Consider the following 19063-nt stretch of genomic DNA (forward strand, 5'->3'; position numbering starts at 1 on the left):
CAATGTCTTTTTTATATTTAATCATTGCCATTGTGGCAGAAGTCATCGCGACTTCTGCCATGAAAGCATCTGATGGTTTTAGTCAGTTGTCTGCATCGATCATCACCGTGATCGGATATGCGGTTGCCATTTATTTTTTATCACTGACCATGAAAACGATTCCTGTTGGTATTACTTATGCGCTTTGGTCGGGTGCAGGTATTATTTTAGTGTCTTTAGTCGGATTCTTTTACTACAAACAACACTTAGATTTAGCTGCAATCATCGGTTTGGTATTTATGATTATTGGAATTTTAATTATTCATCTTTTTTCAAAAAGCACAGAAATATAATCAATGGATAATCATATTTTAATGTGATTAAGCTCTATATAATATTTTTTCACCTAAAATAAAATAGCCCGAGACATGCTTAGGCTATTTTTCAAACTATCTAACTCTTTTAAAAAACGTTATTTCAACTCTTGTAACAATGTTGGATAAATCAGACCATCGACATTTTGTTCGGTTTTATAGATGCCATTTTCCACGTTGAATTTATTGACGTGATAAGACGAGCCATAGATCGAATCAAAACCATTGCCTTTGCTAAAGACTTTTTGATTGGCTTCTAAATCAAGTAAATGGGTACCATTCACCATTGTTTCGTATTGTTTTGGATCGACCCCAGAACGAATTGCCATAATTTTTACAGCATCTGCATGTGTCGCAGGATCATTGATGTATTTCACCGTCTTGTCCCACACTTGAAGGATCTTTTTCCATTCATCTTTATGTGCAGTTAAATGACTCATATTTACGGTCAGGGTGTCATAAATTAAGCCAGGTTTATCCTTCGAGGTATAAATGATTTTTGATCCAGCTACCGCTTTTAATGCCTGACTGGCTACAGGTTGCCATACCGCAATCGCTGAAACATCGGGGCTGGATAGAACTTGTGGTAATTGATTGGTGGCAGAATTAACCAATTTGATTTCATTAATTGGAATTTTTTGATCTGACATTGCTGTTGCAAGAAGCAAGTGATCGACCAGACCTTTTTCAACGCCAACAGATTTACCTTTTAAATCATGAATACTATTGATCCCATCTTTGGCAATAATCACATCATTGCCCGCAGAGTAGTCCGTTGCCATAATCATCATGCCTTGGGTACCACCTGATGCCGTCACCAAGTTATCGCCATTGGTGACAAATACTGCATCTAATTGATTGGCTGAAAAGGCTGAGAGTGATGCTGAATAATCAAACCATTTAAACTCAACATTGAGACCAGCTTCTTTTAGCCAGCCTTTTTCAATCGCAACCTGCCACGCCACAAAACCCGGCCAATCACTATAGCCAATGGTGATTGGTTTTGCATTTGCTGAAGCTTGAGTAGCTTCTTTCGCTTGTGGAATTTTTGCTGTGTTGTCACAACCAGCGAACAATATCGCAGATAATAGTGATACTGATAATAAAGATTTATGGATCATACAGAAACTCCCCCGGTTTTCTCGCCTTTAAATTGTGTATTGGTTTGATTTAGCGACTGTATATATGCACGCCTGCCATCTTTAAGTTGTAAATTACCGATTTCCAACGGCGCTGGAAGCTCTGCAACGATTGCCGCAAAATTTGCCAATGGAATATCCCAAACCTTAACTTCAATAGACGTTCCTGTTGCATCACATTGCAGACCTGATCTTGGCATCCCCCTACTCCCGATTTAATCATTTTGCAGAATTGGTGGCATCACAGCATCCATCAGCTCCAGATGCCCTTTGATCACACCCTTGAGTGCTGTAAATTGTTGGCTAATATGCCGAAGCTCAGAACTTGCCCCTTGCATCAACATGACTTGTAAAATTTTTTGTTGATCAAGTTGAATATGTAGTGAACTGATCACTTGTGTTAAAAACTGTTGTTGTAAATCAATCAGTTGATTTCGAAGTGGCATTAGTCCTGCATCATAAAGGATGGTCAAAGTGCCGACCATGACTTCATTTGCTTGAGCCTGTTCCGCAATCAGGTGTTTATTGATCATGTCAACAATCGCTTGAGAACGACTTTCGTAGTGCTGATCAACAATTTTCTGATCGAGTGCATTTAGCGTTGCTTCAGGTACAGTAATGCTGATTCGAGCCAACTTTTGTTTAGCCACAAACTTATCCTTTTACCTTGTTGACAGAAGTGTTTTGTTTGATATATACGCCTGCACGTACACTGAATAAATCTATAAAAAATGCTTTAAGCGGATGTGTTTTTTTGACTGCTGTTTTGATCTGATTCATAGCACAACTCCATCTCAGTATTACCAAATTAGGTTTTTGTATTACTGATATAACAATGCAGAAAATGTGCCAGTTTTTAACCAAGTTTTTGCTGGTTTTAGCATGTATTTATGGATGATTTTTGGGCAAAAATAAATTAAATGCACAAGCATAGCGCGAAGCGTTATATAGGTTTAACAGTAAAGCCTCTTTTATTTTAATTTTAATCGGCTAAGTCTTTCTAACTTATGACACTTGATAGGATTATGGCTGTAAAGCAAATAGAAAAAATTAAATCTATGTTTGAAACAGAAAAGGAGCATCATCACTGATGCTCCTGTGTTGATTTTTATCATGCTACAGGTGCTAAGGTAAACAACACCTGTCCAGTCTTAACCGTCTGACCTTTTTCAATGGTGATGGCTTCCACCTTCATCCGTTCAGGTGCAAGAATCGGAATTTCAATTTTCATCGCTTCAATCACCGCAAGGGTTGCACCTTCTTCAACAATATCTCCAGAAGCACATTCGATTTTCCAGATTGAACCAGGCATATGTGATTCAACTGCACAACCACCTTCAGGAATACTGACTGCTTCGCCATCATCTACAGTATCTAAACCTTCTGATACATATTCTTGTAAACCTGCAGCATGCCAACGACGGCGCTCTGCTTCAAAGTTGGCTTGTTGCGTCTGTTTAAAAGCATGAATACTGTCTTGATTTGCAGCAAGGAAATCATTGTATTCTTTAAGATTAAGCACACCATCTTCAATACGCAGTTGCAAACGCCCTGCTTTAAAATCTTCACGCATTTGTAGCAATTCTACTTCTGAAACCTCATAGAATTTAACCTGATCAAAGAAGCGTAATAACCACGGCTTGCCAGCTTCAAAATTGGCATTTTTACGATAACGGCTCCACATTTGTGTGGTACGTCCCACAAATTGATAGCCCCCGGGACCTTCCATACCATAAACACACATATATGCCCCACCGATACCAACAGCATTTTCTGGTGTCCAAGTTCTTGCAGGGTTATATTTTGTTGTGACCAAACGCTGACGCGGATCAAGTGGTGTGGCAACGGGCGCACCTAAATAGACATCACCCAATCCCATGACCAGATAATTGGCACTATAGACCACATCTTTTACCGCTTGCTTTGATGCTAGGCCATTGATACGACGAATAAACTCAATATTATCAGGGCACCACGGCGCATCAGGACGGACGATTTGTGTATAGCGCTCAGTCGCCAATTGGGTTTGTGAATCTTCCCATGCCAGTGGTAAATACACCGTCCGTGAAGGCACTTGCATATTGTGAATATCGGGTAGTTCCGCTTCCGCGTGTTGAAGTTTTTCCAATAGCTCAAGTTGATCGATTTGAATTGAATCAAAATGAATTTGTAATGAACGAATCCCCGGAGTCAGATCAATAATTCCGTGGATATTCTGCTCTTTTACCCATTGCATCAAAGCATGAATACGGAACCGTAGATTCAAGTCTAAAACCAAATCACCATATTCAACTAATAAATAGCTATTCCCCGCAGGTCGGTAAGTCACACTCGGTAAATGTGCTTGTCCTACACGTGTGGCTAAAACAGCATTTTCTAATGTGTCATTTTCCGCGTGGAATACAGGATTAAAATTCACTTCATCTGTGTCAGAAGCGATAAGGCTTTGATGATATGTGTGATCCAAGGCTTTTGCTTGCGCATAACTGACAGGAATAAATTTAACTTTATCACCTGCTTTAAGTTGACCAATTTTCCAAAGTTCAGAATGAATCACCACTGCTGGACAAACGAAGCCACCTAAGCTTGGACCATCAGGCCCTAAGATGATCGGCATGTCGCCTGTAAAATCAATCGCACCAATTGCATAAGCATTGTCATGAATATTTGACGGATGTAGACCTGCTTCACCGCCATCTTCACGTGCCCACTCAGGTTTTGGGCCAATCAAGCGAATACCGGTACGACTCGAATTATAGTGAATCTCAAACTGGTTGCTAAAGAATCTATTAATATCGTTTTTGGTAAAGAAATCTGGTGCGCCATGCGGACCATACATCACCGCAATTTCCCAATGACGCGCAAATTTAGGGATTTGATCTGCGGCTAAACTTTTGCTTAGAGCAGATGAATATTCAGTAATCGCAAGCATATCGCCAATTAATAAATTACGCCCTGCATGCCCACCAAACTGTCCCAGAGTAAAGGTTGCTTTTGATCCTAAATATTCGGGAACATGGAAACCACCTTTGATCCCAATATAGCTTCGGCATCCAGTGCTCATTGTTCCACACTTTAACACCTGACCTTTTTTAACATTTACGGTTTGCCACATTGGAACCAGTACGCCATCCAGTTTAGATGGCATGTCGCCACCAGTAATCACAATTTGACTATCACAATGAAACTTTAAACTTGGCCCTTGTAAGGTACATTCCAATCCAGAAGTATTATATGGATTGCCTAAAAGTTGGTTGGCGACATTTAAACTTAAAGGATCAATTGCACCGGATGGCGGTACACCCACATCCCAGTACCCTAACCGACCAGTAATATCCTGAATTGCGGTTTGAATGCCTGATTGTAAAACCTCAATTTTTTGGGTTTTCCATACAAAGCTATTTAAGAAGCGTGTGGTTTGTGTCCCTGAATTAAACACCTCACCCGCAATAATATTTTGTAGGTATTCCAGATTGGTTTCGATTCCTGCAATCTGTGTATCTGCCAGACTAGATAGCATGGCTTGAATCGCTGCACCTCGATCAGACGCCGTCACAATGATTTTGGCAAGCATAGGATCATAAAATGAAGATACATTTGAACCGGTTTCGACCCATGTTTCGACCCGTGCATTTTGATCAAATTGCACATAGGTCAGTAAGCCTGCGCTGGGTTGAAATTGTTTAATCGGGTCTTCCGCATATAAACGAACTTGAATCGAATGTCCTTTTGACGCTAATTTTTCAGTGGGTGCTGACCAATCGCCACTGGCCAAAGTCACCATCCATTCAACCAGATCTACAGCATAGACTTGTTCCGTCACGCCATGTTCAACTTGCAGACGGGTATTCACCTCTAAGAAATAGAACTGCTCGGTTTCAGTATCCATCACAAACTCAACCGTACCTGCTGAACGATAATTCACAGATTGCATAAGTTGAATTGCGACAGTTTGAATATAGTCACGCTGCTCATCGGTTAAATGCGGTGCGGGTGTTTCTTCTATGACTTTTTGATTACGACGTTGTACAGAACAGTCGCGTTCTCCTAAAGCCAGCACTTGCCCTTTTCCATCACCAAAAATTTGTACTTCAATATGTCGAGCATGCTGCACAAATTTTTCTAAGTACAAGCCTGCATCTTTAAAGTTGGCTTGGGCCAAATACGAAACGGTTTGATAAGCGTCTTTGAGTTCAGCTTCATCCCAAACTAAACGCATGCCGATACCACCACCACCCGCAGTACTTTTTAACATCACAGGATAGCCAATACGTGCAGCTTCGGTGATTGCTTCTAGTTCGCCTGAAAGCAAAGAACTTCCCGGCAACAGTGGTACTTGGCTTTTAATCGCAAGTTCGCGCGCCGTATGTTTTAGACCAAAATCCAGCATTTGGCTTGAAGTTGGCCCAATAAAGGCAATACCCTGATTTTCACATAGGTCACAAAACTCCGCATTTTCTGACAAAAAACCATAACCCGGATGGATTGCTTCAGCGCCAGTTTGCTTGGCAATTTCAAGAATTTTTTCAATATTTAAATAACTTTGTTGTGCTGGTGCAGCACCAATACAAAATGCCTCGTCGGCTAAAGTCACATGTAAAGAATCCTGATCAGCTTCTGAATAAACAGCAACGGAAGCAATGCCAAGTTTTTTAAGGGTACGAATCACACGACAAGCGATTGCACCACGATTGGCAATAAGAACTTTTTTAAACATATTTATGCTCCCATACCATTGTGTACCAGCAATTGAATTTTCGTTGGGTTATAGCCATTACATGGGTTATTTAATTGCGGGCAATTTGAAATCAGTACGATTAAATCCATCTCAGCTTGAATTTCCACATATTTGCCAGCAGCAGAAATACCATCAGCAAAGGTTAAATGACCATCCGAGCTGACAGGCACATTCATAAAGAAATTAATATTGGGGCCGATGTGCCGAACGTTTAACTGATGTTTTTGTGCAATCGGATGCTTGGCTAATGCATACATAAAATTATTACGACAACTGTGCATTGGATAGGTGTCATGTGCATAGCGAACCGTATTACTTTCACATGAACAAGCACCGCCTAAGGTGTCATGACGACCACAGTTATCATCGACAATCACTGCAATTGGGCGGCCTAAATTACTGTATAAGGTTGTCCCTTTTTCAAGGTAAACATGCTGATTAATGGCCAAAGTATCTGTTGCGCTATAACGTTCTGCTGGGTTTTCTGCTGAGATAAATAAGGTATCGACGGCTTGATTGCCTTCTAAATCAACAATACGGAAATATTGGCCTTTTTTTACTTCGCCCATCCATGCTTCACCCGCAGGACAAACTTCATTTAACAAGGCTTGATCTAAAATAGGCTTTTCTATTGAAGTTAAAATGCTCATGATGATTGTCCTTAAATGCGTGTGTTACTAGATGAACTCAGCGCGTAATAACGCTGGTTATTGTCAAATGCACGTTGATTTTGCGGACATGAGTCTCGACAAATATCGTTTTCCGTTAAGGGCAATGCGGTAAAAAGACCCATTTCTATATCAGCGGGAGCATATTGCGCTGAATGATCTAAACCATGCGGTGCAGCCGATAAGAATACAAAACAATCCATTTCAAAACGCAGTTCAATGATTTGCCCAGTATTGTCTGAGCCAATATAAGACAATGCACCCGCATCATCTGGGGTCACTTTTGAAAATAAATTCACTGTTGCGCTGAGGTCAATTTGCCCAAGTGAATATTTGCTCATTTCAATCAGCAAACCATCTAGACCATTTTGAATCATTTGATTTCGGGCATCTTGGAATGTCTTTATTCCAAAAGTAGCTTGGATTTGTTCTGGACGACTTGGACCACATAAAGCGTCATTCCAGCCATGATCATCATGAATAATTGAGGCCATAACCCGTCCCAAATCGGAATACAACACATGACCTTGAGTTAAAAAAGCAGTATGTTGCCCTTTTAAACTATCTGGCATATTAAAACGCTCAAGTCTGTCATGGGCATTCACACAAAATAAAGAGACATTGGCATCGGCAGATAAAGCTTTAAATTGAAGTACGCTTCCTTTGGGAATGCGACCTGACCAGTGATGTCCACCTGGTAATTTTTCAGACCAAATGACCTGTTGATCATGATAATTTGTCGTATGCATAGCCACTCCTGTTCGGATAGTTTATTGACTTCCTCCCGGGCTTTTATCCCTCCGTGTAGTTCTTTCGAACCGCGAACTCTCGGTCCAGACATACTCTTTTAGACAAGTATCGGAACCCTAGATCACTTTTTATAATTTTATTTAATGCAAAGGATGTGCCAATTGAGTATTACGTTTTTAGGCTTTAGTAATACTAATTTTGTGCGATAAGAGTGCATTTCAGGACATAGAAAGCAAAAATGAGTTATGAATGATCTAAAAAATGGCGATGTGCTAAATAAAAATCCGTTCTAAATAAAACGATCTCTAATTAAAAGCCATCTCTAATAAAATCCTTTTTAAAAAAACGTGTCATAGAAACAACACGGCGCAAAAATATTTAGGCTCGTCGATAGATTGACTTAGGGCATGGCAAACCTTACGCTGCAAACAAAGCCATGCTTTGTTTTTGCTCATATTCTGCTTAAGAAGATAATTCAGGGATATAGCGGAAACACTCGATAAAAAACACGCACTGATTCAGGCCAAAACCAACCTGAGTCAGCGCGTGTTAAAATGATTCATCGTACTTAGCAAGTAGGTGCTACAGGATGGCTCATTAATAATACATTTTAGTAATACGTTGCTCTTTTTTTCGAGAATTTATCCAATTGCTTGAGAAAGCCATCAAAATAATCTTTTTCTTTTTCTTCTACACGATAACCTGCATATAAGGTTCGACGTAAACCTTCAGGCGCGACACAATCTAAACGGCGAGAAACCACCCAGCCCTTTTGCTCATATTCATTGACCACCCAATCAGGCAGTGCTGCGATACCATGACCACTTGCCACAAGTTGAATCAACATTTGAGTTAAGTCTGTGGTGCGAATATGTTTTGGCTGAATATTGGCAGGAATAAATAATCTCGACATGATATCCAGTCGATGCTTATCCACTGGATAGGTCACCAAGGTTTCTTCCGCCAACTCTTGCACCGTAATTTCTTTCATTCGCGCCAAAGGATGCGTGATTGAGAGTACCAATCTCGATTCATATTCAAAAATTGGAAAATACTCTACCCCTTTTAGCGCAATTGGATCTGCTGTAATTAACAAATCAAATTCACCGGTTTGTAATAACTCATGCGGATTGGCTTCAAATCCTGAGGCAAAATCCAAATCTACATCTGGGTATTGCTGACGATACTGGTTCAGCAATGGCATAAGCCAATCAAAACAACTGTGGCATTCAGAAGAGAAAACGATTCGTCCCGTTTGCCCATGCACAATACGGGTAATATCAGACTGGGCAATTTGCACTTGTGGCAAAATATCATCAGCAAGTTTCAGTAATCGTTGACCAACATTAGAAAAACTCACAGGGCGTGAGCGGCGATTCACCACTTCGACACCAAACCATTGATCTAACTCTCGAAGCTGGTGTGATAAAGCAGAAGGCGTTAAACACAAATCTCCTGCTGCTGCAACCAATGAACCATGTTCACGTAAAGCAGTAAGTGTTTTTAGATGTCGAAGTTCTAACATTCCGTCATTACCAAATTAATATGTTAAAGGTGATCTGGCTATAGCATAACGGATTGATGATGTTTATGTTTAATTATTTTCACTTAAATTTCAATTTTGTTATTTTTATTCATTTTTAAATGATACGCAAAATATTGAAGATGCTCTTACTCATCCATACAATTAAATCACTCCATTTTTGAATGAACTAAATCTGGTGATTTAAAATATCATCCTTAAAAACTTTCAGCATAGACTGAAAACATTTCAGTGAATTCAAGCACCACAAGACGTTAAAACTTCTAGAATAGAAGATTATTCATTTTTTATATTGTTTAACATGACTCTGGAACGCCAAAAGCTCACACTCCCCCAAGGCCACGACAAATTGTTGCTGCATTCATGTTGCGCGCCGTGCTCAGGTGAAGTCATGGAAACCTTAATTGAATCAGGCATCGACTTTTCAATTTTTTTCTATAATCCAAATATTCATCCAGTCAAAGAATATTTAATTCGCAAAGAAGAAAATATTCGCTTTGCTGAGAAGCATAATATTCCATTTATTGACTGTGACTACGATACAGACAATTGGTTTGAACGTGCCAAAGGTATGGAAAATGAGCCTGAAAAAGGCATCCGCTGTACCATGTGTTTCGATATGCGTTTTGAGAGAACCGCACTCTACGCACACGAACATGGATTTAGTTTAATCAGCAGCTCATTGGGCATATCGCGTTGGAAAGATATGCAACAAATTAACGGCTGTGGAATCCGAGCTGCCGCACATTATCCACAAATTGAATATTGGGATTATAACTGGCGTAAAAGTGGCGGTGCACATCGTATGATCGAGATCAGCAAACGTGAAGAATTTTACCAACAAGAATACTGTGGCTGTGTTTATTCACTGCGAGATACCAATCGCTGGCGTATGAAAAACGGTCGTGACCGAATCAAATTAGGTGAAAAGTTTTATACCAATGCGATGGACGAGGAAAATTAATTTATTCAAACTCGTCCCTTTATCACTGCTTCACATACCAGTTTTTCCAAGAGCTGGTTCCACGTACTTCTATCGGTACAGTTGGAATCAGCTGTTTTTTTAATATCTGAATTTGATTGACCTCTTCAGCCAATCGAGCTTTGATAGAGTGTATACACTCTCGATCCCCAAATTCACAACGGTCTAAATGTGTGCCACCGCATGGACCATTTGCCAGACCTTTAGGGCAAGTTTCAGGGCAAATATATAAGGTTTCAGCCAGCCGACACTGACCACAGCTCTCACACCCGACAATAAAGTGCTTACTCAAATATTCCGCTTGTAATAGTAATTTTGCTGCAAGGGCTTTATTCCAAAAATTCGCACTAAAAATATAAGCACCCAGCCCTTTGACCAAACTGGAATTAAACATGGTACTGTGAATGGTATCTAAAAATTGATATTTCACTTTCTGATGCAAATTACTCAGCTTAGACTTTTCTACAGCAGCTGGGCGTAATTCATTGCCCGTTTTAAGCTGCCATAATTGAGTCCATAATTGTTGACATTGTTTAAGATCAAGATGTCGATACTGTTCAATATAACTAGTTAAAATCGCTTGCTCATCGGCTTTATGGCACGCAGAAAGATGCACACCAGCATAACCAATATGCTGACAAATCAAAATTTGCAAAGCACAACGTAAATAAGTATTTTCAGTTTGATCAGAATCATGTTCTTGAGCCAACACTTCAAGCATATGTGGTGTAATCACAATACCTGCAACGTTATGTTTCAGCATAAATTTCGCTCGTGCTAAAGTCAGCGGCATCACACAAGCAAGAATTTTTTGCGTATAGTTTTCTTCAATTAAAAACTCATGCGCTTGTTTAAGTGCCACGAGGTCAAAGCCCAACTGGGTAATAATATAATCAGCGCCGGCTTGTAGTTTTTTATGTAATTTTAAATACTGCGCTTGTTTTTCTGCTTGACTATATTTAAACGGATTCAAAGCAACGCCAATATGAAAGCCTCCCTGTTGTTGGGCAGCGATGACCGCATTCACCGATTCTAAATAGCGTGTTCGAGCGTGACTACCTTGTCCATCATGATGTTGTTTTAACTTATCGCCAGTCAGTAACAATAAATTTTGCTGTCCGTGTTGTTTGGCTTGCTTTAAAAACAAATTGAAATCATGAATATCTCGGCCTTTACCTGCATAGTGCAATACTTTTTCAATCTGCTGCGGATAAGATTGTGCGGCGATTAATGGTGCAATATCTTCATCTGAACGTACTCGATCTGACAAAGTCATACATACAGGAAAGCCCGCCAGTTGTGTTGCTACAGGCAGCACCTCTTGCTTTGAAGGCAAATATTCCACCAAACAACAAAATTGGTTTTGAGCAAAGTATTGGGAAAGCTGAGACATAAAAAAATTTAGATAAATACAGCAAAATAAATAGGCCTGAATTATAGAATGTTTTAAATCGAATTGCTGTAATCATAAAATGCTTTCTAAATAATCTTGATAAAAATGCTTAGCTCCGCTCAGTAAACATTTTTGTTTACATAGTCATCATTTTTGTTTACCATATACTTATGTTCAATAAAATGAGCTAAGTGTGAAGAGAAGTGATTTCATCAAAGAGTTAAAAGGTTTGGGCGCAACATTTGTAGAAGGTAGTAAGCACACCAAGGTTTATTTAAATGAGAAACAAAGCACTATACCTCGCCATACTGAGTTAAAAACAGGACTGGTAAAAGCAATAAGAAAGCAATTAGGAATTTGAGGGTTCGCCCTCAAACCTTTCTTAAGATGAAATTGTTGTTCACATTATTTCGGAGATTTAATACATGTTTTATCCAGCTAAACTTAAACCAGATCTAGAAGATGGCGGTTATGTTGTAGAGTTTAGAGATATTCCCGAAGCTATTACCCAAGGTGATACTTTAGATGAAGCCAAAGAGATGGCTCAAGATGCACTTATAACCGCTATGGACTTTTATTTTGAAGATCAAAGGTCTATTCCTTTACCGAGTAAAACGCTTGAAGAGGACGAAGTATTTATTGAAGTTCCAATAAGTATTACGTCTAAAGTTTTACTTTTAAACTTAATGCTTGAGAAAAAAGTAACTCAAGTAGAACTCGCAAGATTGCTCCATAAACCTAAACAAGAGATTACTCGTATTGTAGATCTACATCACTCAACAAAAATTGATACTGTTGTTGATGCATTAAAAGCCTTAGGCAAACAACCCCAGCTTATAATCTAAAAAAAGAAACCCGCCTACAAATGGCGGGTTTTTTGTACCACAATACGTATGGTTATTCACTTTACTATAGTGAACCTGTCAAAAAACTCAGACACATTAATGTAATTTTTTTTAATTAATATCTTCAATTAAATCAATTTCATGGAGTAATAAATTAATTGATTATAAAAAGGCTTGCAATGCCAGATCTTACATTCAAGGTTTAAATCCCTTTGCGTAGGCGACGCCTCACTTTTCGTAGGGAGATGCCAAACCTTGCGCTGCAAACAAAGCCGTGCTTTGTTTTTGCTCATGTTTGGCGAGGGGTACGTCCTGTACCCCCGCCCAACGGTGACATCCATGTCGCCCCACGGTAGGATCACCATCTATGATTCAAAAGCACAAAAAACGAATTAATAACCAATAGTTTCTAAAAGTTCATACAAAAATATAAGCTTTATTTATGATCAATGACTTGATAGAAATCACTTATATGAATAATTAGGTGGTTCAACTATGGCTAATATATTGATAAAAAAAATCTTTTAATTTTAACTTTTTTATACTGAAAAAAATGGGTATTGTTTCCAATACCCATAAAACTTCCGCCTTAGCATTAAATTCAAATAGCGAAAACAATATCTAAAGCGAACAGCTGTTAATATTTAAATTTCACATTCAGACGAACCATCATAGGATCTCCCCAATTAACCAATTGCGCATTTGGCGTGGTCCCAGCCAGATACTCTCTATCAAATAAGTTTTTAATCGTTAAACCGGCACCCCAATTCTTGGCTTCATAACCCGCATTTACATCAAATAAGGCATAACTTGGTAAGTAGACAAAATCTGTACTACGTTGTGCTGTTCGAGAACCTTGATAACGAATCCCCGCACCAATATTCCAACCTAATTTATCTGGGCTAAAATAGTACTGGGTAGATAACGAACTGGCATTTTTAGGTACATGATTGGTACGTTTGCCAATATCACTGGCAATCACACTTTCAGTGACTTTTGCTGTTGGGATATAGCTATAGGTTGCTGTGGCATTCCATTGATCGGTTAATGCCGCAGCAATTTCTGCTTCAAAACCTTTGGTGACTTGTTCGCCTGTTTGGATTGAAAAGTTTCCAGAAATATCTGCTTCAGTTACATTTTTACGGGTCAGATCATAATAGGCAATATAGCCTTGTAGACGCTGATCCAGTGCTTGTAACTTGACCCCAACTTCGGCCTGTTTACCCTCTTCAGGATTCAGCAATTGACCATTTTCACCGGCATCTGTTACAGGCATAAACGAGGTCGAATAACTGATATATGGTGCAAACATATCGTTGATACGATACATCACCGATCCACTGCCCGTAAATGCATTGTCTGAGTTTTTGCTGCTGCTATTTTTTAATACATCGTCAATTTCAACCTGAGTCCAATCATGTCGACCAGACAACCTGATAATCCAGTGATCATCTACTTTAAGTGTATTGCGTAGATATAAACCAGTATATTGGCTATAGGTCAGTTGTTGCGTTGGCGCCCCCAGTTTGGTACTGGTGATCCCATAGACTGGACGATCGGCATTAAAAGAATTGATGGTATCAGTTCTACGATAATAATCACTGCGCTCTCGCATCATATCAACACCGACCATCACATCATAGTTGATCTTTCCAAAATCAAAATTACGTTGTAAGTTATTGTCCAAGGTGTAGTTAGTATCTTGTTTGTCTTGATTATTCACCGCACGTTTAATGGTTGGCAGCGTATTTGTACCCGATGCCAATATCGGATTGCCTTGGGTATCAGTTTTGGTGACCGCAAAATTCTGTTTAAAAACCCAAGCATTATCAAAGTAGTGTGCATAATTTGCACCAAGACGATAAACATCGACGTCATAACCATGATCAGGTTCGCCAAAGAATAGACTTGAAGGATATTTTTTATAATTGCCTTTGCTATAAGGAATGCCCTGTTGACGGATGTATTCACGATGTTGATAGCTGGCAATGACAGATAAATCATCTTTATCGCCTAAATCAAAATTGTATGATGGAGCAATATATTGGTTTTTAAAATAGACATGGTCAGTTGGGTCATCTTGATCAGAGATCCGTCCTACAATACGAAAAGCGCCTTTTGCACGATTATCAGGTGCGTAGTTCAGGTCAAATGTACCTTCTTTTAAACCATAGCTTCCATAACTTAATGTGCCTTTATAAGCGGTTTCTGCTTGTGGCCGTTTGGTGGTTAAATTGACTAAACCGCCTGGCAGCGCCAAACCAAAACCAACTGAGGTTGGGCCTTTGACCACTTCAATAGACTCTAAGCCAGAAATATCTTCCGCTCTTAAAACATTATCTGATGCTTGAATACGCAACCCATCAATATAAGTTTGTGAACTGGATATTTGTCCACGAATAATAAAATCATCCCAGCCTCTTCGCCCATATTGACCAGAAGTCACACCTGCCACACCTTCTAAAGCTTCGGCTACTGTTTTTGCTTGCTTTTGTTCAATTTGCTGATTGGTGATGGCACTAATCGACTGAGCTGTTTCAAATAAAGGCGCTTTAGATCGCAATACCGCACTTGCTGTTTTTGCTGCATAGGCTTTTTTATCACTGTCTGCTTGTACGGTAATCGTTGGCAATTTATTGCTTACAGCGTTTTGCGTTATATCTGATTCTGACTCAGCATGAGCGGTGGATAGCATGATGGCAAAAACTGAAAATGCGAGGGAGGATTTATTAAATTGCATTAAACAATGACCTAAAAACTTGAAGCATAATTATAATCATTTTCATTTATATTTATCACTACTTTTTACGCTTTCCTTTTAATGATATAAGTTTGAAAAGAAACACGCTTTAAATAAAACATGATTTTTCTAATGATTCGACTGTCTCAATCACATCATTGATAAGTTAGGCTTATTCTTTTATAACGATCGGTCAAAAATTAATAATAGTGTTTATTTAGATGTTTTATTTTGCAGATGACTCATATATTGAGTTGGGCTTAAACCTAGAACTCGATGAAACATGGTGGTGAATGCAGCCGGATTTTTAAAGCCAAAATCATAAGCAATGTGCTGTATTGGCTGATTTTGGATTAATTTTTCCAGACTTAACAGTACACAAGCATGTTGTCGCCATTTTGAAAAAGACACCCCGACTTCACTTTTAAACAGCCGACTAAAATGCCGCTCACTGATATAAAGTTGTGTCGCAATTTCTTCAGGTGATAAATGAATATTTGGCTGCTTTAAGAACTTTCGGCAAATTTCTAAAATGGCTTTATTTTCTGGCAAAGGTAAATGCAGTTCAATTTTTTCGGAAATTCCCAGCTCAGTTAAAATCAATTCTTGAATCAGCTCATCATGTCTAGAAAGTGGTTCATTTAACGCTGGTGCTTTTAAAAGTAATTGTCGAAGCAAAGGCGAAATTGACAGCACTTCGCAACATCCAATCTGCCTCGGGACGTATTCAGGAAGAATATACAAACTACAGGTTTTAACATTAAACAAAGTCAATTGATGCGGAACTTGCGGTGGAATCCAAACCGCCCTTTCAGGAGGAATGATCCAGTTTCCTTGTGGTGTTTCTACATGCATCACACCCTGAGCAGCATAGAGTAATTGTGCTCGTTTATGGCTGTGCATCTTCAACACATAATACTTAGCGTACTGCGTTTCTATCGCAATCATTTTATGTTTTAAATGCTCAACACTATGAATCGAGATTTGTTTCATATCCGTGTCTGATTTGAGTAATTAAATGCGGAATATAACAAATTTTACCGATCGAGAAATCCTTAAACTGGTATTTATTTTGAAAGATCTCTGTGTATGGAACTCTATCTTATTTTATTGGTTGCAGGATTTGTCAGTGGCATACTCACCATATTATTTGGTTTTGCCGGTGGCTTTGTTGTTGTTCCATTGGTTTATTCGACAATTCGTATGCAATATCCAATTCATTCTACCGCCTATGATTTAGCTTTTAAAAGTGCGGTTGCAAGCTCATTATTATTGATGGTGATCAACTCTGGTTTGGCAACTTATCAGCAATATAAACAACGAAAAATACACAAGCAGTACCTCTTCCCAATCGCGTATTGGATTGCTGCTGGCGCAATTTTAGGCACTTTACTCAACCTGAATATTTCATCACATGTATTAAAATGGTCTTTTGCGCTCTATTTGTGTATAACAATTTTTGATTGTCTGATTCGTCAATTCAAACAGCCGCATTCAAATCCACAAGCAATAAGATTACTCACCAAAACAGAACAAGGTCTAGGCGGCATCTTTATCGGCGGGATTGCATCAGCGTTGGGTGTCGGTGGCAGTGTGATGACTGTTCCCCTATTCCGTCGCTGTGGTTTGGATATGTCTTCAGCGGTTGCCCTTGCCAATCCCTTAAGTATGCCTGTTGCTATTGCAGGTTGTATCACCTTGATCCTTGGGCAAATTATCCAACCACAACATCTAGGCGCACATTTTGTTGGTTATTTTTACTCTCCCGCTTTAATTGCTTTGATTATAGGCGGCTTTTTAGGCATGAAATTGGCAATACAATGGACTGGAAAATTGTCTAATCAAATGCATGAGCGTGGTTATATTCTATTACTCATACTGGTTTTAATTAGTATTTTATTTCAATAACGGAGACTAGCAACTTAACGACTTGGAGCTTATCTGTGATAAAAACCCAACTGAAAACCAAGCCATATATCATTTTAATGCTAATATTTTTTATATTTGATATATGACTGGATCGATGTTTTTTTATAGGCTAGTTAATTTTAAACATGACAATACGTGAAGAAGTTTTCAGTTTTGGAACAATTGACATCAGTGTCGTTAACACTAGCCCCATTCGACGCCAACCTTTAAATTGATTAAACAAATAGGTCTGTACATGTTTAAGTTTGGGATGCCATGTTTCGATTTCTTTTTCATCATCTAAGCCAAACTTAAATGTGGCTTTGGTTTTACTCACAGTATCGTGTAAAGCAGACTTGGTACTCATCCAAGCATTAAGCATATCAAAATGCAGTTCAGCACCAGAAAACCGCTCTGCCAAAGCTGTTAACACCTGTTGATTTTGTGCTTGATTGAAGTACATCAATACCCCTTCGATCACAAACATAAAATGACCATTGGGATGCGTCTCTTTTAATTGATCCATCCAAGTGGTCGATAACATTGAAGTTGCGATGAAGTGTTCATTTTTTTGCGCTGGTATTAGTTGCTGACGTTGCTCAATGACTTCTGCAATATCCAACTGATAAAATTCAGCATATTCAGCACTTTTACCAATACGTTGTATACGGGTATCTAAACCACAACCGACAAATACAATAATTGGCTGATTACGAAGATAATTATGAAGTTGAATGAAGTCTTTAACCTTCTGATCAAAATGTGTTGAACGCAATGCAACACCAACAGACGTGGCCTTCTTGTTTTTATATTTTGAAAAATCATAATCAATTTTTTCCACCAACTCACAGGCTGTTTGGTCATTAATTAAAGGATTTTTTTTCTGCGTTTCAACGGATTTGGCATATAAGGTAATCAATAGCGTGTCGGCAATGTCATCCTGTAAGTTAAGCGATATTTTTTTCATTACGTATTCCTCATGTCATTTAGATTTATTTTTTGCAAATAATGCTTTGGGTGATTTTCCATAAAAACGAGTAAACGCAACTGTAAAATTATTGGGATATAGATATCCCACCTGCCAGGCCACTTGAGTCACGTGTAAACCTGACTCAAGTAAGCTATGGGCTTTTCGCATCCTCAACTGCAATAAATATTCAGTCGGATTGACCCCATACAGCTTGATAAAACAGGCTTTAAATTTATATACATTCATACCGATCACACTGGCGATATACTGCATCGTCAATGCTTGATCTACTTGATTGATCATTAACGCTTTGGCTTTTTCCAAATTTTGCACATCCTGCATACTCAAGTTTGCAGGTGAGACTGTTGATTCATCAGGCACAATTAACGGCAAATGTTCTGATAACAAACTCAGTGCATGAATATGTTGTTGTAAGCTATGTTTTGGTTGGTTGTTGCGTTGTAATAGTGAATGTGCCAATGCGCAAGCATGGACTTTAGTGGTCATTGAAACAGGCTGAAAAGCGATTGGATGGATATGGTTTGGGAAAAATAATGTCTTGAGCTGTAGTGAACTTAAATATTTACTCAAAAATTCCGAAGTCATAATCAAGCGAAGTTGAGAAACCGTCTGCTGTTTTTGATAGTGACGTATTCCTTCAATAGATGGAAAAGTATTGATACTGATATGGTCAGTTTTAAAACTGAGCTGTTCTGTATTGTTACTCTGATATTTTGAGCACCCTTGTAATCCAACGGTCAATACCATCACGGGGTTTGGGTGTGTTGCTTGGGTTTCTTCTTCTAATGCATATTGAGGACAATAGTGTAATTGGTTAAGCAGCAAGCCAGCTTCAATCTGTAAAGTGTCTGCATAGCAATAACCAAAATCTTCAGGCAAGCCAATACGTTGTTGCTGTGAAGAGATCTCTTGAACCGAACGCTCTACATCAATCCGTACACGATGATGTAATTGTGTCATCACTCAATACTCCATCTAGCCGAAAACTTCATTCCGCATACTATTTTCTATAA

17 protein-coding genes, 1 pseudogene and 1 riboswitch are annotated in these 19063 nt (G+C 38.9%); of the genes and pseudogenes, 5 read left to right on the forward strand and 13 right to left on the reverse strand.

The annotated features are described in order from the left end of the window. Nucleotides 1-2 precede the first annotated feature (2 nt). Nucleotides 3-332 (forward strand): DMT family transporter, encoded by a 330-nt coding sequence (locus F981_RS19295; RefSeq protein WP_004724663.1) that lies wholly within the window; start codon nt 3-5, stop codon nt 330-332. A gap of 119 nt (nt 333-451) precedes the next feature. Here the strand turns inward: F981_RS19295 and F981_RS19300 are convergent, their stop codons facing one another. The 8 genes and pseudogenes from F981_RS19300 to F981_RS19330 all read right to left on the reverse strand — a co-directional run bounded on the left by F981_RS19300 (nt 452) and on the right by F981_RS19330 (nt 9173). After that, a complete protein-coding gene (locus F981_RS19300) occupies nt 452-1474 on the reverse strand; it encodes an ABC transporter substrate-binding protein (protein ID WP_004724665.1) in 1023 nt (340 codons plus the stop codon). After that, nucleotides 1471-1689 (reverse strand): annotated as a pseudogene (locus F981_RS19305) (allophanate hydrolase-related protein); the annotation flags it as partial. The pseudogene F981_RS19305 and the gene F981_RS19300, both read right to left, overlap by 4 nt. Nucleotides 1690-1707: 18 nt before the next feature. Beyond that, on the reverse strand, nt 1708-2142 hold the full coding sequence (locus F981_RS19310; RefSeq protein WP_004724668.1) for a CopG family ribbon-helix-helix protein: 435 nt from the start codon (nt 2140-2142) through the stop codon (nt 1708-1710). 4 nt (nt 2143-2146) lie between these two features. After that, entirely contained in the window at nt 2147-2272 is a 126-nt protein-coding gene (locus tag F981_RS24350) for a hypothetical protein (RefSeq protein ID WP_004724670.1), read from the reverse strand. Between the two features lie 331 nt (nt 2273-2603). Continuing rightward, nucleotides 2604-6209 carry an urea carboxylase gene (gene uca / locus F981_RS19315; RefSeq protein WP_004724673.1) on the reverse strand — a complete coding sequence of 1202 codons (3606 nt, stop codon included), beginning with the start codon at nt 6207-6209 and terminating at the stop codon, nt 2604-2606. A 2-nt stretch (nt 6210-6211) separates the two neighbouring features. Further along, nucleotides 6212-6880 (reverse strand): urea amidolyase associated protein UAAP2, encoded by a 669-nt coding sequence (locus F981_RS19320; RefSeq protein ID WP_004724676.1) that lies wholly within the window; start codon nt 6878-6880, stop codon nt 6212-6214. Between the two features lie 11 nt (nt 6881-6891). Beyond that, nucleotides 6892-7647, reverse strand: coding sequence for an urea amidolyase associated protein UAAP1 (locus F981_RS19325; protein WP_004724677.1), 756 nt, complete (start codon nt 7645-7647; stop codon nt 6892-6894). Nucleotides 7648-7677: 30 nt separating this feature from the next. Further along, nucleotides 7678-7779, reverse strand: a riboswitch (guanidine-I (ykkC/yxkD leader). A 479-nt stretch (nt 7780-8258) separates the two neighbouring features. After that, complete coding sequence (locus F981_RS19330) at nt 8259-9173, reverse strand: LysR family transcriptional regulator (protein ID WP_004724679.1); 915 nt, start codon at nt 9171-9173, stop codon at nt 8259-8261. 319 nt (nt 9174-9492) lie between these two features. Between F981_RS19330 and F981_RS19335 the strand changes: the two genes are divergently transcribed. Then, entirely contained in the window at nt 9493-10155 is a 663-nt protein-coding gene (locus F981_RS19335) for an epoxyqueuosine reductase QueH (protein ID WP_081401080.1), read from the forward strand. Nucleotides 10156-10177: 22 nt separating this feature from the next. Here the strand turns inward: F981_RS19335 and F981_RS19340 are convergent, their stop codons facing one another. Continuing rightward, entirely contained in the window at nt 10178-11566 is a 1389-nt protein-coding gene (locus tag F981_RS19340; RefSeq protein WP_004724684.1) for a methylenetetrahydrofolate reductase C-terminal domain-containing protein, read from the reverse strand. A 193-nt stretch (nt 11567-11759) separates the two neighbouring features. Here F981_RS19340 and F981_RS23465 point away from each other — a divergent pair, with 193 nt between their 5' ends. Next, a complete protein-coding gene (locus F981_RS23465; RefSeq protein ID WP_016539635.1) occupies nt 11760-11927 on the forward strand; it encodes a type II toxin-antitoxin system HicA family toxin in 168 nt (55 codons plus the stop codon). A 64-nt stretch (nt 11928-11991) separates the two neighbouring features. Next, complete coding sequence (locus F981_RS19345; protein ID WP_004724685.1) at nt 11992-12411, forward strand: type II toxin-antitoxin system HicB family antitoxin; 420 nt, start codon at nt 11992-11994, stop codon at nt 12409-12411. A gap of 637 nt (nt 12412-13048) precedes the next feature. Here F981_RS19345 and F981_RS19350 read toward each other — a convergent pair. Both F981_RS19350 and F981_RS19355 read right to left on the reverse strand, forming a co-directional pair. Next, nucleotides 13049-15151 carry a TonB-dependent siderophore receptor gene (locus F981_RS19350; RefSeq protein WP_004724687.1) on the reverse strand — a complete coding sequence of 701 codons (2103 nt, stop codon included), beginning with the start codon at nt 15149-15151 and terminating at the stop codon, nt 13049-13051. Between the two features lie 213 nt (nt 15152-15364). Beyond that, entirely contained in the window at nt 15365-16144 is a 780-nt protein-coding gene (locus tag F981_RS19355; RefSeq protein WP_004724689.1) for an AraC family transcriptional regulator, read from the reverse strand. Nucleotides 16145-16240: 96 nt separating this feature from the next. On the opposite strand from F981_RS19355, the gene F981_RS19360 reads away from it, so the two are divergent. After that, nucleotides 16241-17059 carry a sulfite exporter TauE/SafE family protein gene (locus F981_RS19360; protein WP_004724691.1) on the forward strand — a complete coding sequence of 273 codons (819 nt, stop codon included), beginning with the start codon at nt 16241-16243 and terminating at the stop codon, nt 17057-17059. 130 nt (nt 17060-17189) lie between these two features. Here the strand turns inward: F981_RS19360 and F981_RS19365 are convergent, their stop codons facing one another. After that, complete coding sequence (locus F981_RS19365) at nt 17190-18026, reverse strand: class I SAM-dependent methyltransferase (RefSeq protein ID WP_004724692.1); 837 nt, start codon at nt 18024-18026, stop codon at nt 17190-17192. A gap of 15 nt (nt 18027-18041) precedes the next feature. Continuing rightward, on the reverse strand, nt 18042-19010 hold the full coding sequence (locus F981_RS19370) for a helix-turn-helix domain-containing protein (protein ID WP_004724694.1): 969 nt from the start codon (nt 19008-19010) through the stop codon (nt 18042-18044). Nucleotides 19011-19063: the final 53 nt, after the last annotated feature.

It is taken from the genome of Acinetobacter guillouiae CIP 63.46, assembly GCF_000368145.1.
In the GTDB taxonomy this organism is placed as follows: Bacteria; Pseudomonadota; Gammaproteobacteria; order Pseudomonadales; family Moraxellaceae; genus Acinetobacter; species Acinetobacter guillouiae.